At 64.9% G+C, this 14,568-nt stretch carries 11 protein-coding genes; 6 read left to right on the top strand and 5 right to left on the bottom strand.

The window, feature by feature from the left end; translation table 11 throughout:
- Positions 1 to 274: 274 nt before the first annotated feature.
- The gene (locus U5A65_RS00295; protein WP_321945103.1) at positions 275 to 703 is read left to right on the top strand and encodes a helix-turn-helix transcriptional regulator; all 429 of its coding nucleotides are present in this window, start codon (positions 275 to 277) and stop codon (positions 701 to 703) included.
- Positions 700 to 2,043, top strand: coding sequence for a type II toxin-antitoxin system HipA family toxin (locus U5A65_RS00300; RefSeq protein ID WP_415764026.1), 1,344 nt, complete (start codon positions 700 to 702; stop codon positions 2,041 to 2,043). The genes U5A65_RS00295 and U5A65_RS00300 overlap by 4 nt, the downstream gene beginning before the upstream one ends.
- 6 nt (positions 2,044 to 2,049) lie before the next feature.
- On the opposite strand, the gene U5A65_RS00305 is transcribed toward U5A65_RS00300, so the two are convergent.
- Positions 2,050 to 2,958 (bottom strand): LysR family transcriptional regulator, encoded by a 909-nt coding sequence (locus tag U5A65_RS00305; protein ID WP_321913292.1) that lies wholly within the window; start codon positions 2,956 to 2,958, stop codon positions 2,050 to 2,052.
- Between the two features lie 124 nt (positions 2,959 to 3,082).
- Between U5A65_RS00305 and U5A65_RS00310 the strand changes: the two genes are divergently transcribed.
- From U5A65_RS00310 to U5A65_RS00320, 3 genes are read left to right on the top strand one after another with little or no spacing between them, the layout of a single operon-like run.
- Positions 3,083 to 4,501 carry a M20 family metallopeptidase gene (locus U5A65_RS00310; RefSeq protein ID WP_321913291.1) on the top strand — a complete coding sequence of 473 codons (1,419 nt, stop codon included), beginning with the start codon at positions 3,083 to 3,085 and terminating at the stop codon, positions 4,499 to 4,501.
- Positions 4,502 to 4,511: 10 nt separating this feature from the next.
- Positions 4,512 to 5,822: an MFS transporter gene (locus tag U5A65_RS00315; protein WP_321913290.1), complete on the top strand. Its 1,311-nt coding sequence runs from the start codon at positions 4,512 to 4,514 to the stop codon at positions 5,820 to 5,822.
- Between the two features lie 40 nt (positions 5,823 to 5,862).
- Positions 5,863 to 6,957 carry a serine hydrolase domain-containing protein gene (locus U5A65_RS00320; protein ID WP_321913289.1) on the top strand — a complete coding sequence of 365 codons (1,095 nt, stop codon included), beginning with the start codon at positions 5,863 to 5,865 and terminating at the stop codon, positions 6,955 to 6,957.
- Here U5A65_RS00320 and U5A65_RS00325 read toward each other — a convergent pair.
- From U5A65_RS00325 to U5A65_RS00335, 3 genes are all read right to left on the bottom strand, one after another.
- Positions 6,954 to 9,977 (bottom strand): FAD-binding and (Fe-S)-binding domain-containing protein, encoded by a 3,024-nt coding sequence (locus U5A65_RS00325; RefSeq protein WP_321945104.1) that lies wholly within the window; start codon positions 9,975 to 9,977, stop codon positions 6,954 to 6,956. The genes U5A65_RS00320 and U5A65_RS00325 overlap by 4 nt on opposite strands.
- 6 nt (positions 9,978 to 9,983) lie before the next feature.
- Positions 9,984 to 11,270: an MFS transporter gene (locus U5A65_RS00330; RefSeq protein WP_321945105.1), complete on the bottom strand. Its 1,287-nt coding sequence runs from the start codon at positions 11,268 to 11,270 to the stop codon at positions 9,984 to 9,986.
- A gap of 160 nt (positions 11,271 to 11,430) precedes the next feature.
- A complete protein-coding gene (locus tag U5A65_RS00335; RefSeq protein ID WP_321945106.1) occupies positions 11,431 to 12,648 on the bottom strand; it encodes a pyridoxal-phosphate-dependent aminotransferase family protein in 1,218 nt (405 codons plus the stop codon).
- A gap of 163 nt (positions 12,649 to 12,811) precedes the next feature.
- Here U5A65_RS00335 and U5A65_RS00340 point away from each other — a divergent pair, with 163 nt between their 5' ends.
- Positions 12,812 to 13,519 carry a GntR family transcriptional regulator gene (locus tag U5A65_RS00340; RefSeq protein WP_321945107.1) on the top strand — a complete coding sequence of 236 codons (708 nt, stop codon included), beginning with the start codon at positions 12,812 to 12,814 and terminating at the stop codon, positions 13,517 to 13,519.
- 57 nt (positions 13,520 to 13,576) lie between these two features.
- On the opposite strand, the gene U5A65_RS00345 is transcribed toward U5A65_RS00340, so the two are convergent.
- Positions 13,577 to 14,530 (bottom strand): LysR family transcriptional regulator, encoded by a 954-nt coding sequence (locus tag U5A65_RS00345; protein WP_321945108.1) that lies wholly within the window; start codon positions 14,528 to 14,530, stop codon positions 13,577 to 13,579.
- Positions 14,531 to 14,568 lie beyond the last annotated feature (38 nt).

Raw genomic sequence — 14,568 nt, forward strand, 5'->3', positions numbered from 1 at the left:
AAGGCAGACCGCCCTGGCCGCGAAGCGGCTGGGCGGGATCACGGCGCGCCGGACAGTTAGTTGCAGCTTTGCGTGGCAACCTGATCGTCGTCACTCACCCGCTGCCGCACTCTCCTGGCACCAGATACAACCTACAGGCTGTATTTTCAAATTACAGCCTATGGTTTGTATTTTTGCTTTACAACGTATAGACTGTATACCACTGCGCCGCGCGTTTCCGTTTGCATCGGCCGTTGCTTCCGTTTGCATCCGCATCTAGCCGCCCGGAGTTGCCGTGGACTACCCTCTCAAGACCCTGAGTCAACTGCGCCCGATTCTCGTCGGCTTCCGCAAGAAAGCCGGCCTCACCCAGAAAGACATGGCCGCGCGGCTCGGCATCTCGCAGCAAAGCTATGCCGCGTTCGAGGCGAATCCCGAAGCGGCGAGCGTCGAGCGGCTCGTTCGGGTTCTGCGGCTCGTCGACGTCGAAATCAAGTTCGGCGCGCCCGAAGCCAAGGCTTCGCCGGTCGCGGCGAAAGCCGCGCCCCGCCCGGCCAAAGCTCCCGCGGCCACAGCCAGGATGCCGAGCGCGGCCAAGCCGCCGGCCGCCCGCAAAAGCACTCGCAAAAGCACCCGGGAAAGCACGCGCACCCGCACCACGCAGGCAGCCGGAGCCCCGCCGCGCCAGTCCGCCACGCGCCGCAAACCGAGGGAGAACTGGTGAGCGCACGCCCACGTCTACCCAACCGGCTCGACCTGTGGATGAACGGCCTGCCCGTGGGCTCCTGGGAGAGCGCGCGCGGCAACGAGCGCCTCGTGTATCTCGACAGCTGGCTCGACGACCCGCAAGGCCGCCCCCTCTCGCTCTCGCTGCCGTTCACGCCCGGCAACCAGCCCTACCGCGGCCAGATCGTCGCGGACTATTTCGACAATCTGCTGCCGGACAGCGACCGCATTCGCAGGCGTATCGCCGCGCGCTACCAGACGGGCGGCACCTCGCCGTTCGAGTTGCTCGCCGCGCTCGGCCGCGATTGCGTGGGCGCGCTGCAGATTCTCCCCGCTGGCGTTGCGCCCGCGAGCCTCAGGAGCATCAAGGGGCGAGCGCTGAGCGAAGGCGACATCGCACAACTGCTGCGCGAAACCACCGCCACGCCGCACGCGGGCGAGCACGACTCCGTGGACAGCCTGCGGCTTTCCATCGCCGGGGCGCAGGAAAAGACCGCGCTGCTATGGCATGGCGGCCAGTGGCTGCTTCCCGAAGGCAGCACGCCGACCACGCATATCCTGAAGCTGCCGCTCGGGCTCGTCGGCAACATGCGCGCCGACATGCGTACCTCGGTGGAAAACGAGTGGCTGTGCACGCAAATCATCGCGGCCTACGGCTTGCCCGTCGCGCCCTGCGAAATCGCGCAATTCGAGGATATGAAGGCATTGGTCGTGGAGCGATTCGACCGGCGTCTTGCCAGCGACGGCAAATGGATCGTGCGCCTGCCGCAGGAGGACCTGTGCCAGGCCACGGGCACGTCCGGGCTCGCCAAATACGAAACCGACGGCGGCCCGGGCATCGACGCGATCATGCAAGTGCTGGACGGCTCCGCGCAGGCCACGGCCGACCGCCGCCACTTCTTCGTCACGCAAATCGTCTTCTGGCTGCTCGCGGCAACGGACGGCCACGCGAAGAACTACAGCATCGCACTGCTGCCCGGCAGCGAGTACGCCGCTACACCGCTCTACGACGTGCTCAGCGCGCATCCTGTCGTCGGCCGGGGCCGCAATCATATTGCGCCGCAGCGCGTGAGCCTCGCGATGGCCGTGCGCGGGCGCAACCGGCACTATCGCGTCGAGGAGATCTATCCCCGGCACTGGATCGCGCAGGGCCAGCGCGTGGGATACGCAGCGCCGGAAGTCGAAGCGATGCTCGCGCAGGTGGCGGCGCAAACGCCGCGCGTGATCGAAGCCGTCTCGGCGCAGATTCCCGCCGGTTTTCCGGAAGACGTAGCCGACGCCGTTTTCGCCGGCATGCGCAGGCTCGCCGCGCGGCTTACCGCCGGGCTCACGAATTAAGCGCAATCACCCGCAGGCGAAATCCTCGTCGTCGATCGCGCGCGTGAGCAGGTCGAGAAAAGCCTGCATGGTCTGCGGCAGCGTGCGGCCCGCCATCGTCTGGATCTGCAGTGTGCGCTGATGCAACTCCGGGTTCGAGAGCGTCACGGCGGCAAGGCCCTCCACCTCGAGACGGCCGCGCACGGTTAGAAAACCGGTGAACGTCACGGCATCGGTCAGGCGTACGAATCTTTGCAGTGCGACATGATAGTTGCTGACGAACACCGGCTCGAAGATCAACCCTTCGAGGCTGCACGCAATGTCGATGAGCTGGCGGATCGTTACGCCCTGGTTGTTCATGGCAACCGGCCACGGCATCAAGTCGCGCAACGAAAGCGACTCGCGCGCCGCCAGCGGATGATCGTGCCGCATGAGCGCAAATATCGGTGCGCGCTGCGAATAGTGCACGGCAATTTCTTTCTCCGGCGCGAGGCTGAAGCACAGCGCGATATCGGCCGTACCTTCTCTCACGCGCTGCGTTGCAACAGAAGGCGCCGACACGTCCAGCTGAAAATGCGTTTGCGGCCAGGTCCGGAGGAAGTGCGCGAAAACCTGGGGCAGAAAATCCGGCGCGAGGCCTTCGGAACTCGCAACGCGTATGGTCGCGCGGCCACCCTCGCTTAAGCCCCGAATCTCGCCGACCACGCGATCCGTTTCGAGCAGGCTGCGCCGCGCGTGCTCGGCGAGCATGCGCCCCGCCTCGCTCAGCACCATGCCACGCGGCCGCCGCTCGAATAACGGCGTGCCGAGTTCCTCTTCGAGCCGGCTGATCTGGCGGCTGAGCGCCGAAACGGCCACGTAAAGCCGTTCGGACGCCTTGCTCAGCGAGCCGCTGCGGGCCACTTCCAGAAAATAGCGCAGTGCGGTGTTGTCCATGTCGATGAGCGCGGTCTCGTTCGCTTTGCCGTTTCGGCAAAGATAAATCACAAATATTGTAATTGTGAAGAAATATCGGCGACTGCAGGATCGCTCGACGGCCTTAAAAACAGGGGGACGTGAGTTGACCCGTGACACCGCTATTCAAACCGCAGCCGGTCAATACGATTCAGGCCACTTCCTGAACGACCTGCGCCGCCGCGTGGCGTATCGCACCGAGAGCCAGGAGCCGGAAAGCGGCGAGCGCCTGCGCGGCTATCTGGACGAGGAACTCACGCCGCTCCTTGTCGATTGGGGTTTCACCTGCCGTGTCGTCGAGAATCCCGCCCAAGGCGCGGGCCCGTTCCTGATTGCGCATCGCCACGAAGACGATGCGCTGCCCACCGTGCTCAGCTACGGCCACGGCGACGTGGTGCGCGGCTACGACGCGCAATGGCGCACGGGCCTCACGCCGTGGGACGTGACCGTCGACGGCGAGCGCTGGTACGGCCGTGGCACCGCCGACAACAAAGGCCAGCACAGCATCAATCTCGCGGCGCTCAAGGCCGTGCTCGACGCGCGCGGCGGCAAGCTTGGCTTCAACCTCAAGCTGCTGTTCGAAACGGGCGAAGAAGTCGGCTCGCCGGGCCTGCACGAACTGTGCACGCACCTACGCGACGAACTCGCCGCCGACGTGCTGATCGCCTCCGACGGCCCGCGCCTGAGCGCGCACCGCCCGACGATCTTTCTCGGCTCGCGCGGCCTCGTCAATTTCAAGCTCGAACTGACGCTGCGTGAAGGTGGCCACCATTCGGGCAACTGGGGCGGCCTCCTGCGCAATCCGGGCGTCGTGCTCGCAAACGCGATCGCCTCGATGGTCGACGCGAACGGCAAGATTCTCGTAGAAGGTCTGCGCCCGCCCCCCATTCCGGAATCCGTACGCCGCGCGCTTGCCGATATTCGTGTGGGCGGCAATCCGGGTGAGCCCGAGGTCGATCGCGACTACGGCGAGCCGGGCCTCACGTCCACCGAGCGCGTGTTCGGCTGGAACAATCTCGAAGTGCTCGCGTTTCGCACCGGCAACCCCGAAAAGCCCGTGAACGCAATTCCGCCGCACGCGATCGCTTACATGCAGATTCGCTTCGTCGTCGGCACAGACTGGCAAAACCTCGAACGCATCGTGCGCGCGCACCTCGACGCGCACGGCTTCGGCATGATCGAACTCGACGTGGAGCGCGGCGCGCCGGCCACGCGTGTCGATCCCGACAACGCGTGGGTGCAATGGGCGCTGCGCTCGCTGCGCGAAACCACGGGAGCCGAACCCGTGCTGTTGCCGAACCTGGGCGGGACGCTCCCCAACGACGTATTCGCCGACGTGCTCGGCATGCCCACGCTGTGGGTGCCGCATTCGTATCCAGGCTGCTCGCAGCACGCACCGAACGAGCACCTGCTCGGCCCGGTCGTGCGCGACGGGCTGCGCATCATGGCTGGCCTTTTCTGGGACCTCGGCGCAAGAGAAGCCGGTGCGTCCAACCCCGCACCGCATCCAACAACGCTTGCATGAGGACGTCGCAATGAGCATCGATTCCCTTCCCGCGCATCACGGCAGCGAGCCCTGGTCGGAGCCCACGCGAAGCACTTCGGGCAAGAACGTCTCGCGGCTCATCATCGCGACTTCGATCGGCAACGCGCTCGAGTTCTACGACCTGCTCGCGTATGGCTACTTCGCCACGACGCTCTCCAAGCTCTTCTTCCCCGTTCACAACGCGACGATATCGTTGCTGCTGACACTCGGCACATTCGCGCTCTCATACCTCGCGCGGCCGTTCGGCGCGCTCGTGCTCGGCTCGTACAGCGACCGTAAGGGCCGCAAGGCGTCGCTCACGCTCTCCATTGCGATGATGACGATCGGCACCGGCATGGTCGCGCTCATGCCCACCTACGCGACGATCGGCATACTCGCACCCATTGGCATTTTTGCGTCGCGCCTGCTGCAAGGCTTTTCGGCGGGCGGCGAGTTCGGCAGTTCGACCGCCTTCCTGGTCGAGCACGCGCCGCAGCGCAGCGGCTTCATGTCGAGCTGGCAGTTCTCGAGCCAGGGTGCGAGCACGCTGCTCGTCTCCTTGTTCGGCGCCGTGCTCACGGGCGCGCTCACGCAGCCGCAGCTCGAAAGCTGGGGCTGGCGCGTTCCATTCCTGTTCGGTGTGCTAATTGGGCCCGTGGGTCTCTATATCCGCAAACGCATGGACGAAACGCCCGAATTCGAGCGCGTCGAGAAAGCCGAGTCGCCCGTGCGCGAATTGTTCGCCACGCAAAAGGCACAAGTGATTGCGTCGATCGGCGTGCTGATACTGACGACGTCGGCGCAGTACGTGCTCCTCTATATGCCGACGTATGCCGCGCGCCAGCTCGGCCTCGCGCCTTCGTCGGGCTTTATCGCCACGCTCGTGGCCGGCCTGATCGCCATCGTGCTCACACCCATTGTGGGCCACTGGTCGGACAAGGTGGGCCGCACGCGCATCATGTTCGTGGCGGGCGTGCTGTTCCTGCTCACCGTCTATCCGGCGTTCATGCTCATCAACGCGTATCCGTCGCTCTCCACGCTGCTGGCCGCCGTGATCTGGGTCGCGGTGCTGAAGGTCGTGTATTTCGCCTCGATTCCGGCGCTCATGGCAAGCTTCTTCCCCACCCGCACGCGCACCACGGGCATGGCGCTCGCCTACAACGTCGGCACGACCGTGTTCGGCGGCTTCACGCCGCTGGCCGTGGCCTCGCTCATTGCGGCGACGGGCAATAATCTCGCGCCGGGACTCTGGCTGATGTTCGCCGCCGTGTTGAGCCTCGCTACGCTGATCTGGGCGCGCATACAGCTGGGCGCCCGTTGAACCGGCGCCATACAGGAACACGAAAGGGAAATACGCACGTATGTCACACGATTTGCCGCAAGAAGTTCAGGACGCCATTCAGTTTTCCGTCGATCACGAATCGGCATGGGACCGCCACGCCGATGGCAACTTCGGCGTGCACGTGAACGACCCGCCGCCGTGGAACCGCTTGCTCGGCCCTATCCACGACCGCGGCCCTGTGTCCGGCGCCATTGCCGTGGGTGGCCGCCCGCTCGCGCAATGGGGCGAACCTGATCGGCCGGACCTGACCTTCAGCATTGCGAAGACGTATCTGGCGTTACTTGCGGGCGTCGCCCACGATCAGGGCCTCTTGCCCGATCCCGATGAGCCTGTACGCGTGCGCGTGCCCGGCATCGGCTTCGACGACGACCACAATGCGACCGTGACGTGGACGCACCTGCTGCAACAGACGAGCGAGTGGCAAGGCAAGTGCTTCGGCCTTTCCGATCAGGCCGATCACTATCGCGCCGTCACCTTCGGCAAGCCGCCCAACGGAAAGAAAGGCGAATTGCGCCCGTTGCAGGCGCCCGGCGCGTATTGGGAATACAACGACGTGCGCATCAACCAGCTCTCGCTCGCGCTGCTGCATCTGTTCGGTCGTTCGTTACCCGAAGTATTTCGCGAGACGATCATGCGGCCCGTTGGCGCAAGCGAGAACTGGCAATGGGTCGGCTACGACGACGCATGGATCGATCTGGGCGGCAAACGGGTGCAATCGGTGCCCGGCGGCTCGCATTGGGGCGGCGGCATGTCGGTGAGCGCCAACGATCAGTTGAAGGTCGCGCAGATGCTGCTCGACGATGGCATGGCCTCGGGCCGCCGCGTGCTTTCGAGCGAATGGATCGCGCGCATGCGCACGCCCTGCCCGCTCGCGCCGTTCTATGGCTCGCTGGTGTGGCTCAATACAGAGCGGCGCGTGTTTCCGAGCGTGCCCGAGTCGAGTTATTTTGGCGTAGGCGCGGGCAGCTCCTTCATGTGGATCGAGCCCGAGCGCAAAATCGCGCTGATCGTGCGCTGGCTCGACTCGCAATTCGCCGATGCATTCTTCGGCAAGATGCTGCACGCCGTAGATGCCGTGTGTTCGCGCCATGGCACGAGCACACTCGCAAGTTAGCTAATCGCCATTTCCAGCACTCTCGCCACGTGCAGCGCCGTGGCGTTCGCGCCGTCGTGGATCTGGTGGCGGCAACTCGTGCCGTCCGCCACGACGAGATCGGTGCGATCTGCCTGGCGCACGGCGGGCAACAGCGAAAGCTCGGCCATCGCCAGTGATGCTTCGTAGTGCTCGGCTTCGTATCCGAAGCTTCCTGCCATCCCGCAGCATGACGATTCGATCGGCTTCACCTCCAGCCCCGGAATCCAGCCCAGCACAGTGAGCACGGGCCGGAAGGCGTCGAACGCTTTCTGGTGACAGTGCCCGTGCACCCACGCACGCGGCGCGGCGAGCGGATGCAAGGCCAGATCGAATCGGCCAGCGCCTTTCTCGCGCACGAGGAATTCTTCGAACAGGAATGCCGCGGCCGAAAGTTCGCGGGCCTCGTCGCCGTAGCCGTATTGCAGGAACTCGTCGCGCATCGAGAGCAGGCACGAGGGTTCGAGCCCGACAATCGAAACACCGCGCGCGACGAACGGCATGAGCATATCGAGTAGCCGCCGCGCCTCGCGCTTCGCCTCGTCCACCAGACCCGCTGCGAGGAACGTGCGGCCACAGCACAGCGGACGTTCTTCGCCACGCACGTTGTAGTGCACGAAATAGCCGGCCGCTTCGAGCACCCGCTTCGCGGCGCGCGCGTTTTCCGGCTCGAAGTTGTCGTTGAAGGTATCGACGAACAGCACGACCTCTTTGGTGGCCGCTGCAGCATCCGGCTTTGTGGCTGCAACCTCCGCAAGGAATGACCGCCTGAACTGCGGCAGCGAGCGTTGCGGCGCGAGACCGAGCGCGCGCTTCACCCATGCATTGACCAAAGGAATGCGCTCGCCGGCCGCCGCCAGGCCGCCCGCTTTTGCTGCACGACGCGCATAGCGCGGCAAGAACGCGATCATCTTCTCGCGCAGCTTCAGGCCGTGCTTCGTATTCCACGCCGCGCGCGCCTCGATCTTCAGCTTCGCCATGTCCACGCCGGTCGGGCAGTCGCGCTTGCAGCCCTTGCACGACACGCACAGGTCGAGCGTGTCCTTGACTTCGTCGCTCGCGAGCCCGTCCTCGCCCAACTGCCCCGAGATTGCGAGCCGCAACGTGTTCGCGCGGCCGCGTGTCACGTGCTTCTCGTCTTTCGTCACGCGATAGCTCGGGCACATCGTGCCCGCGTCGAACTTGCGGCAGTGGCCGTTGTTGTTGCACATCTCCACGGCTTTCGCGAGGCCGCCGGTCAGGTCGTCGCCGCTGCCGGGGGGCGTTTCAACGCCCGTTAGCGGATCGCGCTTCGCGTCCCACGCCGACCAGTCGAGCATCGGCCGCATCTGGCGCTCGCGATATCCCGGCGCGAAGCGGAACAGCTTTGCGTCGTCCATCTTCGGCGGGCGCACGATCTTGTCGGGATTGAAGCGATTCTCGGGGTCGAATAGCTGCTTGATCTCCGTGAACGCCTGGTTGATCTTCGGTCCGTACTGCCAGGCAATCCATTCGCCGCGGCACAGGCCGTCGCCGTGCTCGCCCGAAAACGCGCCCTTGTACTCGCGCACGAGTTCGGCGGCCGCTTCGCCTATCGCACGCATTTTCGCTGCGCCGTCGCGGCGCATGTCGAGAATCGGGCGCACGTGCAGCGTGCCGACGCTCGCGTGCGCGTACCATGTGCCCTCGGTGCCGTGCTGATGAAAGATTTCGGTCAGGCGGCTCGTGTACTCCGCGAGATGTTCGAGCGGCACCGCGCAGTCTTCGATGAACGAGACCGGCTTGCCGTCGCCCTTCATGCTCATCATGATGTTCAGGCCGGCCTTGCGCACTTCCCACAGCGCCTTTTGCTCGTTCGCGTCGGTCATCCTCACAACCGAGTCCGGCAGGCCGAGGTCGCCCATCAGTTCGACCAGACCATCGAGGCGGCGCACCTGATCGTCACGATTGTCGCCAGCGAATTCGACTAGCAGGATCGCATCGGGCCTGCCCACCAGCGCCTTTTCGATCACCGGCTTGAAGCCGGGGTTGCCAAGCGCGAGTTCGATCATCGTGCGATCGACCAGTTCCACCGCAGTCGGCTTGAGCTTGACGATGTGCTGCGCCGAGTCCATTGCCTGCCAGAAGGTCGGAAAGCTCACTACGCCCAGCGTTTTATGCGCGGGCAGCGGCGCGAGCTTCAGCGTGATCTGCCGGCTGAAGGCGAGCGTGCCCTCGGAGCCCACGAGCAGATGCGCGAGATTCGCCACGCCGTCGTCGGTATAGGCGAGCGGGTTCTGGCAGTCGAACAGGTCGATGTTGTAGCCGGCCACGCGGCGCAACACCTTCGGCATGCGTTCGGCAATCTCGCCGCGCTCGCGCGTGGCGATGCGCTGCACGCCTTCAAGCAGCGCCGCGAGGCGCGCGCCTTCCTGCGGCTTCTTCAGCGACTGGAAACGGGCCTCGCTGCCGTCCGCGAGAATCGCGTCGATGCCGAGCACGTTGTGCACCATGTTGCCGTACTCGATCGAGCGCGAGCCGCACGAATTGTTGCCCGCCATGCCGCCGATCGTGCACTGCGCGGCCGTCGAAACGTCTACGGGGAACCACAGCCCGTGCGGCTTGAGCCAGGCATTCAGATGATCGAGCACGACGCCCGGCTCGACCGTTACCGTACGCGCATCGGCATCGAAATCGACGATGTTGTTGAGCCACTTCGACGTGTCGATCACGAGCGCTTCGCCCACCGTCTGGCCGCACTGGCTCGTACCCGCGCCACGCGCCAGCACCGGCGCATGCTCGATGCGCGCCACTTCCAGCGCGGCGCGCAGGTCGTCCTGATCGCGCGGCACCACCACGCCGATGGGCATGATCTGGTAGATCGAGGCGTCGGTTGCGTAGCGGCCGCGGCTCGCGGCGTCGAAGAACACGTCGCCGCGCACGGCTTCGCGCAGGCGACGCGCGAGCGGCGAGCCATGGCCCGCGCTCGAGGGAACCAGATGAATCGGCTTGACCAGCATGCCAGGGGTGCGTGCGCCTTCCATTGCCGTTCACACTCCCTGATGAGAACCTGCGGTCGCTTCAGCCTGCTTGCCCAGCTCGAAGCGGCTCTCGGGCTGCATGCGGAACGCGAGAATCACGCCGCACCCCATCAGCACCATGCTGCCCACGAACGGCAGATCCCAGTTGCCGAAGTGGTCGATCAGAAAGCCGCCCACCACGGGCGAGATGATCGCGGCCAATGCCGAGCCCGTATTCATCATGCCGCTCGCCGTTCCGGAGAATTCCGGTGCGATGTCCATGGGGATCGCCCACATCGGGCCGATGGTCATTTCGGCGAAGAAGAAACCCGCCGCGAGGCATGTCATCGAAATAACCGGATCATGGACGAACATCAGCGGCACCAGCACGATCAACGTGATGAACATGCAAACCGAGACCATCCAGCTGCGCGCGCGCTTGAGGTTGCCGGTGCGCTTGAGAAGCCAGTCGGTCACGAGGCCGCCGAGCGTGTCGCCCACCACGCCCGCGAGGAACACCACCGAGGCGAAGATCGCCGACTTGCCCAGCTGCAGGTGATAGTTGTGCAGGAAGTATTGCGGAATCCAGCTCAGGAAAAGCCACAGCGTCCAGCCGTAGCAGAAGTAGACGATCGTCACCGGAATCATGCGCTTGAAGAGCGCCATCCACGGCAGGCCAGTCACGCGCGGCTTGGGCGGCGGCAGAATGGCGAGTTCGGCCTCGGTAATGCGCGGGTGATCCTTCGGGTGCTCGGTGAACGTGAACGCCCACACCACCACCCACAGCAGGCTGAGCGCGCCGCACACATAGAACGATTCGCGCCAGCCGTAGCGCGCCATCACGAGCACCACGACTGCGGGCGCCACCGCATTGCCGATGCGCGACGCGGAGTGCGTGATGCCCTGCGCGAAGCCGCGCCGCTCTTTTGCGACCCAGCGCGACATGGCCGAGGTCGAGGCGGGAAACGTTGCGCCCTCACCGAAACCGAGCAAAAGGCGCGCGGCGAGCAGGGAGGCGAGACCGCCCGCCATGCCCGTGAGCACCGTGGCCACACCCCACACAGCGCCGCAGAAAAGCAGCGTGCGGCGCGCGCCGAAGCGGTCGCTCACCCAGCCGCCAATAATCTGAAACAGTAGATACGGATACGCAAACGCCGAAAAAACCAGCCCTACTTCGGTGTGCGATAGCTGGAACTCCTTGCCGAAGCCCGCCGCCGCCGTGCTCACGTTCACACGATCGAGGTAGGTGATGAAGTACATGATGCAGAGCATGATCAGCACGATGCTGCTCGCGCTCGTCAATCGATACCGTTTCATCGTCTGTCTCCGTTGCTGGTTCTATCGGCCGCTTCGCCCTTCTTGCAGGGGCGTCCGGCATGGGAACAACCTGGCTGCGCGTGGCAGCGCCTGGGAAATCAGCCTGTCATGCCGCGCCCCGTGCGCGGCATGTGCTTCTTATGTGAGAAGGACTCCTGTTTCAGGCTGCTTTCAGCGAAACCACATTGGGCTGCGCCGCCAGATATTCCATCGCCGCCGGCAAGCCGCTGTCCTTCAAGGGCACGTTCGCAATGCGCAGGCCCATCTCGCAGCCGGCCAACGCGGCCAGCAGCGTGAGATCGTTGCAGTCGCCCAGGTGCCCGATGCGGAACATGCGCCCCTTGACCTTGCCAAGGCCCGTGCCGAGCGAAAGATCGAAGCGCTCGTAGATGATCTTGCGAACCGCATCCGCGTCCACGCCTTCGGGCATCATCACGCCCGTGAGCACCGGGCTGTAGACGGCGGGGTCGACGCACTGGATCTCGAGGCCCCACGCGCGCACCGCGCGCCGGCACGCCTCGCCAAGACGCTGATGCCGCGCGAACACGTTGTCGAGCCCTTCGTCCTGCAGCATGTCGAGCGCTTCGGAAAGGCCGTAGAGCAGGTTCGTGTTGGGCGTGTACGGCCAGTAGCCGCTCTTGTTCATCTCGATGATCTCGGTCCAGCCCCAGAAGCTGCGCGGCAGCTTTGCCTGCTCGCTGGCTGCCAGCGCCTTCGCCGAAACCGCATTGAAGCTGATGCCCGGCGGCAGCATGAGGCCCTTCTGCGAGCCGGAGACGGTCACGTCCACGCCCCACTCGTCGTGCCGGTAGTCCGCGCTCGCGAGGCCAGAAATCGTGTCGACGAGCAGCAGCGCCGGATGCCCGGCGGCGTCGATTGCGCGGCGCACTGCGGCGATGTCGGAGGTCACGCCGGTCGAGGTCTCGTTGTGCACCACGCAAACGGCCTTGATCGTGTGCTGCGCATCTTCGCGCAGACGCTTTTCGATCAGGTCCGGCTGCACGCCGCGCCGCCAGCCTTCAATGCCAGGCAGGCCGAGAAACTCCGGCTTCAGGCCAAGGCGCTCGGCCATCTGCTTCCATAACGTCGCGAAATGACCCGTTTCATACATCAGCACCGTGTCGCCGGGGCTCAGCGTGTTGGCGAGCGCGGCTTCCCACGCGCCGGTGCCCGATGCCGGGTAGATCACCACCGGCTGCTGGGTCTTGAAGATCTTCTTGATGCCTTCCAGCACCTTGAGCCCGAGCACGCCGAACTCGGGGCCGCGATGGTCGATGGTCGGATAGCTCATCGCGCGCAGGATGCGATCGGGCACCGGGCTCGGCCCAGGAATCTGCAGGAAGTGACGACCAGCGGGATGGAAATCGAGCTTCAACATGCAATCGCTCCTGTTTTTGAATTTTGCATGCAAAAAACTATAATCCAGTCAGCCCTTACGTAGACAGAGAATTCCGACGTGGTTTACCCCAATCACCGCTTGCTTCTATGGTGTCCGGTCCTTGGGCTAGAATTCGCTGAAAATCGATGGAAATGCCTTTTGCATGCAAAACCCGAACCTGAACCCCGTCGCCGTTAGCCCGGAACTGCCGCCTATTCCGCGCCAGCAACTCCACGACACCGTCGTCGATCATCTGCGGCGGTTCATCGTGGAAGGCGTGCTCGAGGCCGGCCGCAAGCTCAACGAACGCGAACTGTGCGAAACCCTGGGCATTTCGCGCACGCCGTTGCGCGAAGCGCTGAAGGTGCTCGCGTCCGAAGGCTTGATCGAGATTTCGCCGAATCGCGGCGCTTCGGTCTCGAAGATGTCGGAGGCGGAACTGCGCGAGACCTTCGAACTCATGAGCGGGCTCGAAGCGTTTTCAGGCGAACTGGCTTGCGAGCGGATCACCGCGGCCGAGATCGCCGAGATCAAGGCGCTGCACTACGCCATGCTCGCCTGCCGCGCGCAGAACGATCTGGCCGGTTACTACAGCCGCAATCAGGCGATTCACGACAAGATCAACGAAGCGGCGCGCAATTCGGCGCTGCGGCAAACGTATATCGCCGTGAACCGCCGCTTGCAGGCGCTGCGGTTTCGCTCGAACTTCGAGACCCCGAAGTGGGATCGCGCGATTCATGAGCACGGCGAAATGCTCGAAGCGCTCGACGCGCGCGACGGCAAGCGGCTCGCGGCGATCTTGCGGCAGCATTTGCTAGCCAAGCGCGACGCGGTGTTGAGGATTGGGGATGCGCCTTCGGCGCAGGAATAATAGATCGGCAACCGAGCCGCTACCGACCCGATCCGTTGCGCACGCAACGACACGCCGTTACTTCTCCGCCGACTCCAGAAAACTCTGCGCAAGCTGCTTCCTCAGGTGATCCGCCGCGGGCGAGAGCCTGCGGCCCACGCGCGTGACCATCTGGCTTGAAAAGCCCGCTGCAATCGGATGATCGATCGGCACGGCCACCAGTTCGCCCAGATCGATGCCGCGGCGCGCCGTGATCGACGACATGAATGCCACACCGAGCCCGGCGGCCGCGAGCGTCTGCGCCGTATTGAAAAGATCCACGCGATAGGCGGGCATCACATTCAGGCGCGCGTCGTCGAACAGCGACTGCACGAAGTGCTGCACGCCGAACGACTCGGTCATGAAGATCAGTCGCTCGCCGGCGAGTTCGGCGGGCGCCACCTTCTGCAACTTCGCAAAGCGGTGCGAGGGCGCGACGAGCGCGCAAAGCGGCCGCGACGCAAACGGATGAATGCGCATCGCGGGGTCGTCGGAGGTGCGCGTGCAGAGGCCGATATCGACCACGTCGTCGCGCACGAGCGAGAGCACGACCGGCGTCGGCCCCGAGCGAATCTCCACGAGAATGTCGGGGTACGTCATCGAAAATCGCTGCAGCGCTCGCGCGATCAGATTGCCGATGAAGCCCTCGCCCACGCCTAGCGCCACGCGCCCGCGCCTCAGGTGCCGGTACTCCTCCAGCCGCGCGGCCAGATCGCGCTGGCGACGCTGACCGTCGCGATAGTGGTCCACGAGCACCTGACCGATCTCGGTCACGGCCACGTTGCGCCCGCGCCGCTCGATCAGCGAAAAGCGCAGCCGCCGCTCCAGCGCCGCCACCTGGCGGCTGATGACCGATGCGTTGACGCCCAGCGCCTCGGCGGCCATGCGCACGCCGCCCGCCGCCGCAATTTCGGCCAGATAGCGCAACGGCCGCTCGCCGATATCGTCAATCGCGCCTCGCGCCGCATCTTCCCGATCTGCTTTTCCCCGCACTGCGTGGCTCCTTTTGCGCGCATTGCCTTGCTGCGCCG

This window comes from Paraburkholderia sp. J10-1, assembly GCF_905220165.1.
GTDB lineage: Bacteria > Pseudomonadota > Gammaproteobacteria > Burkholderiales > Burkholderiaceae > Paraburkholderia.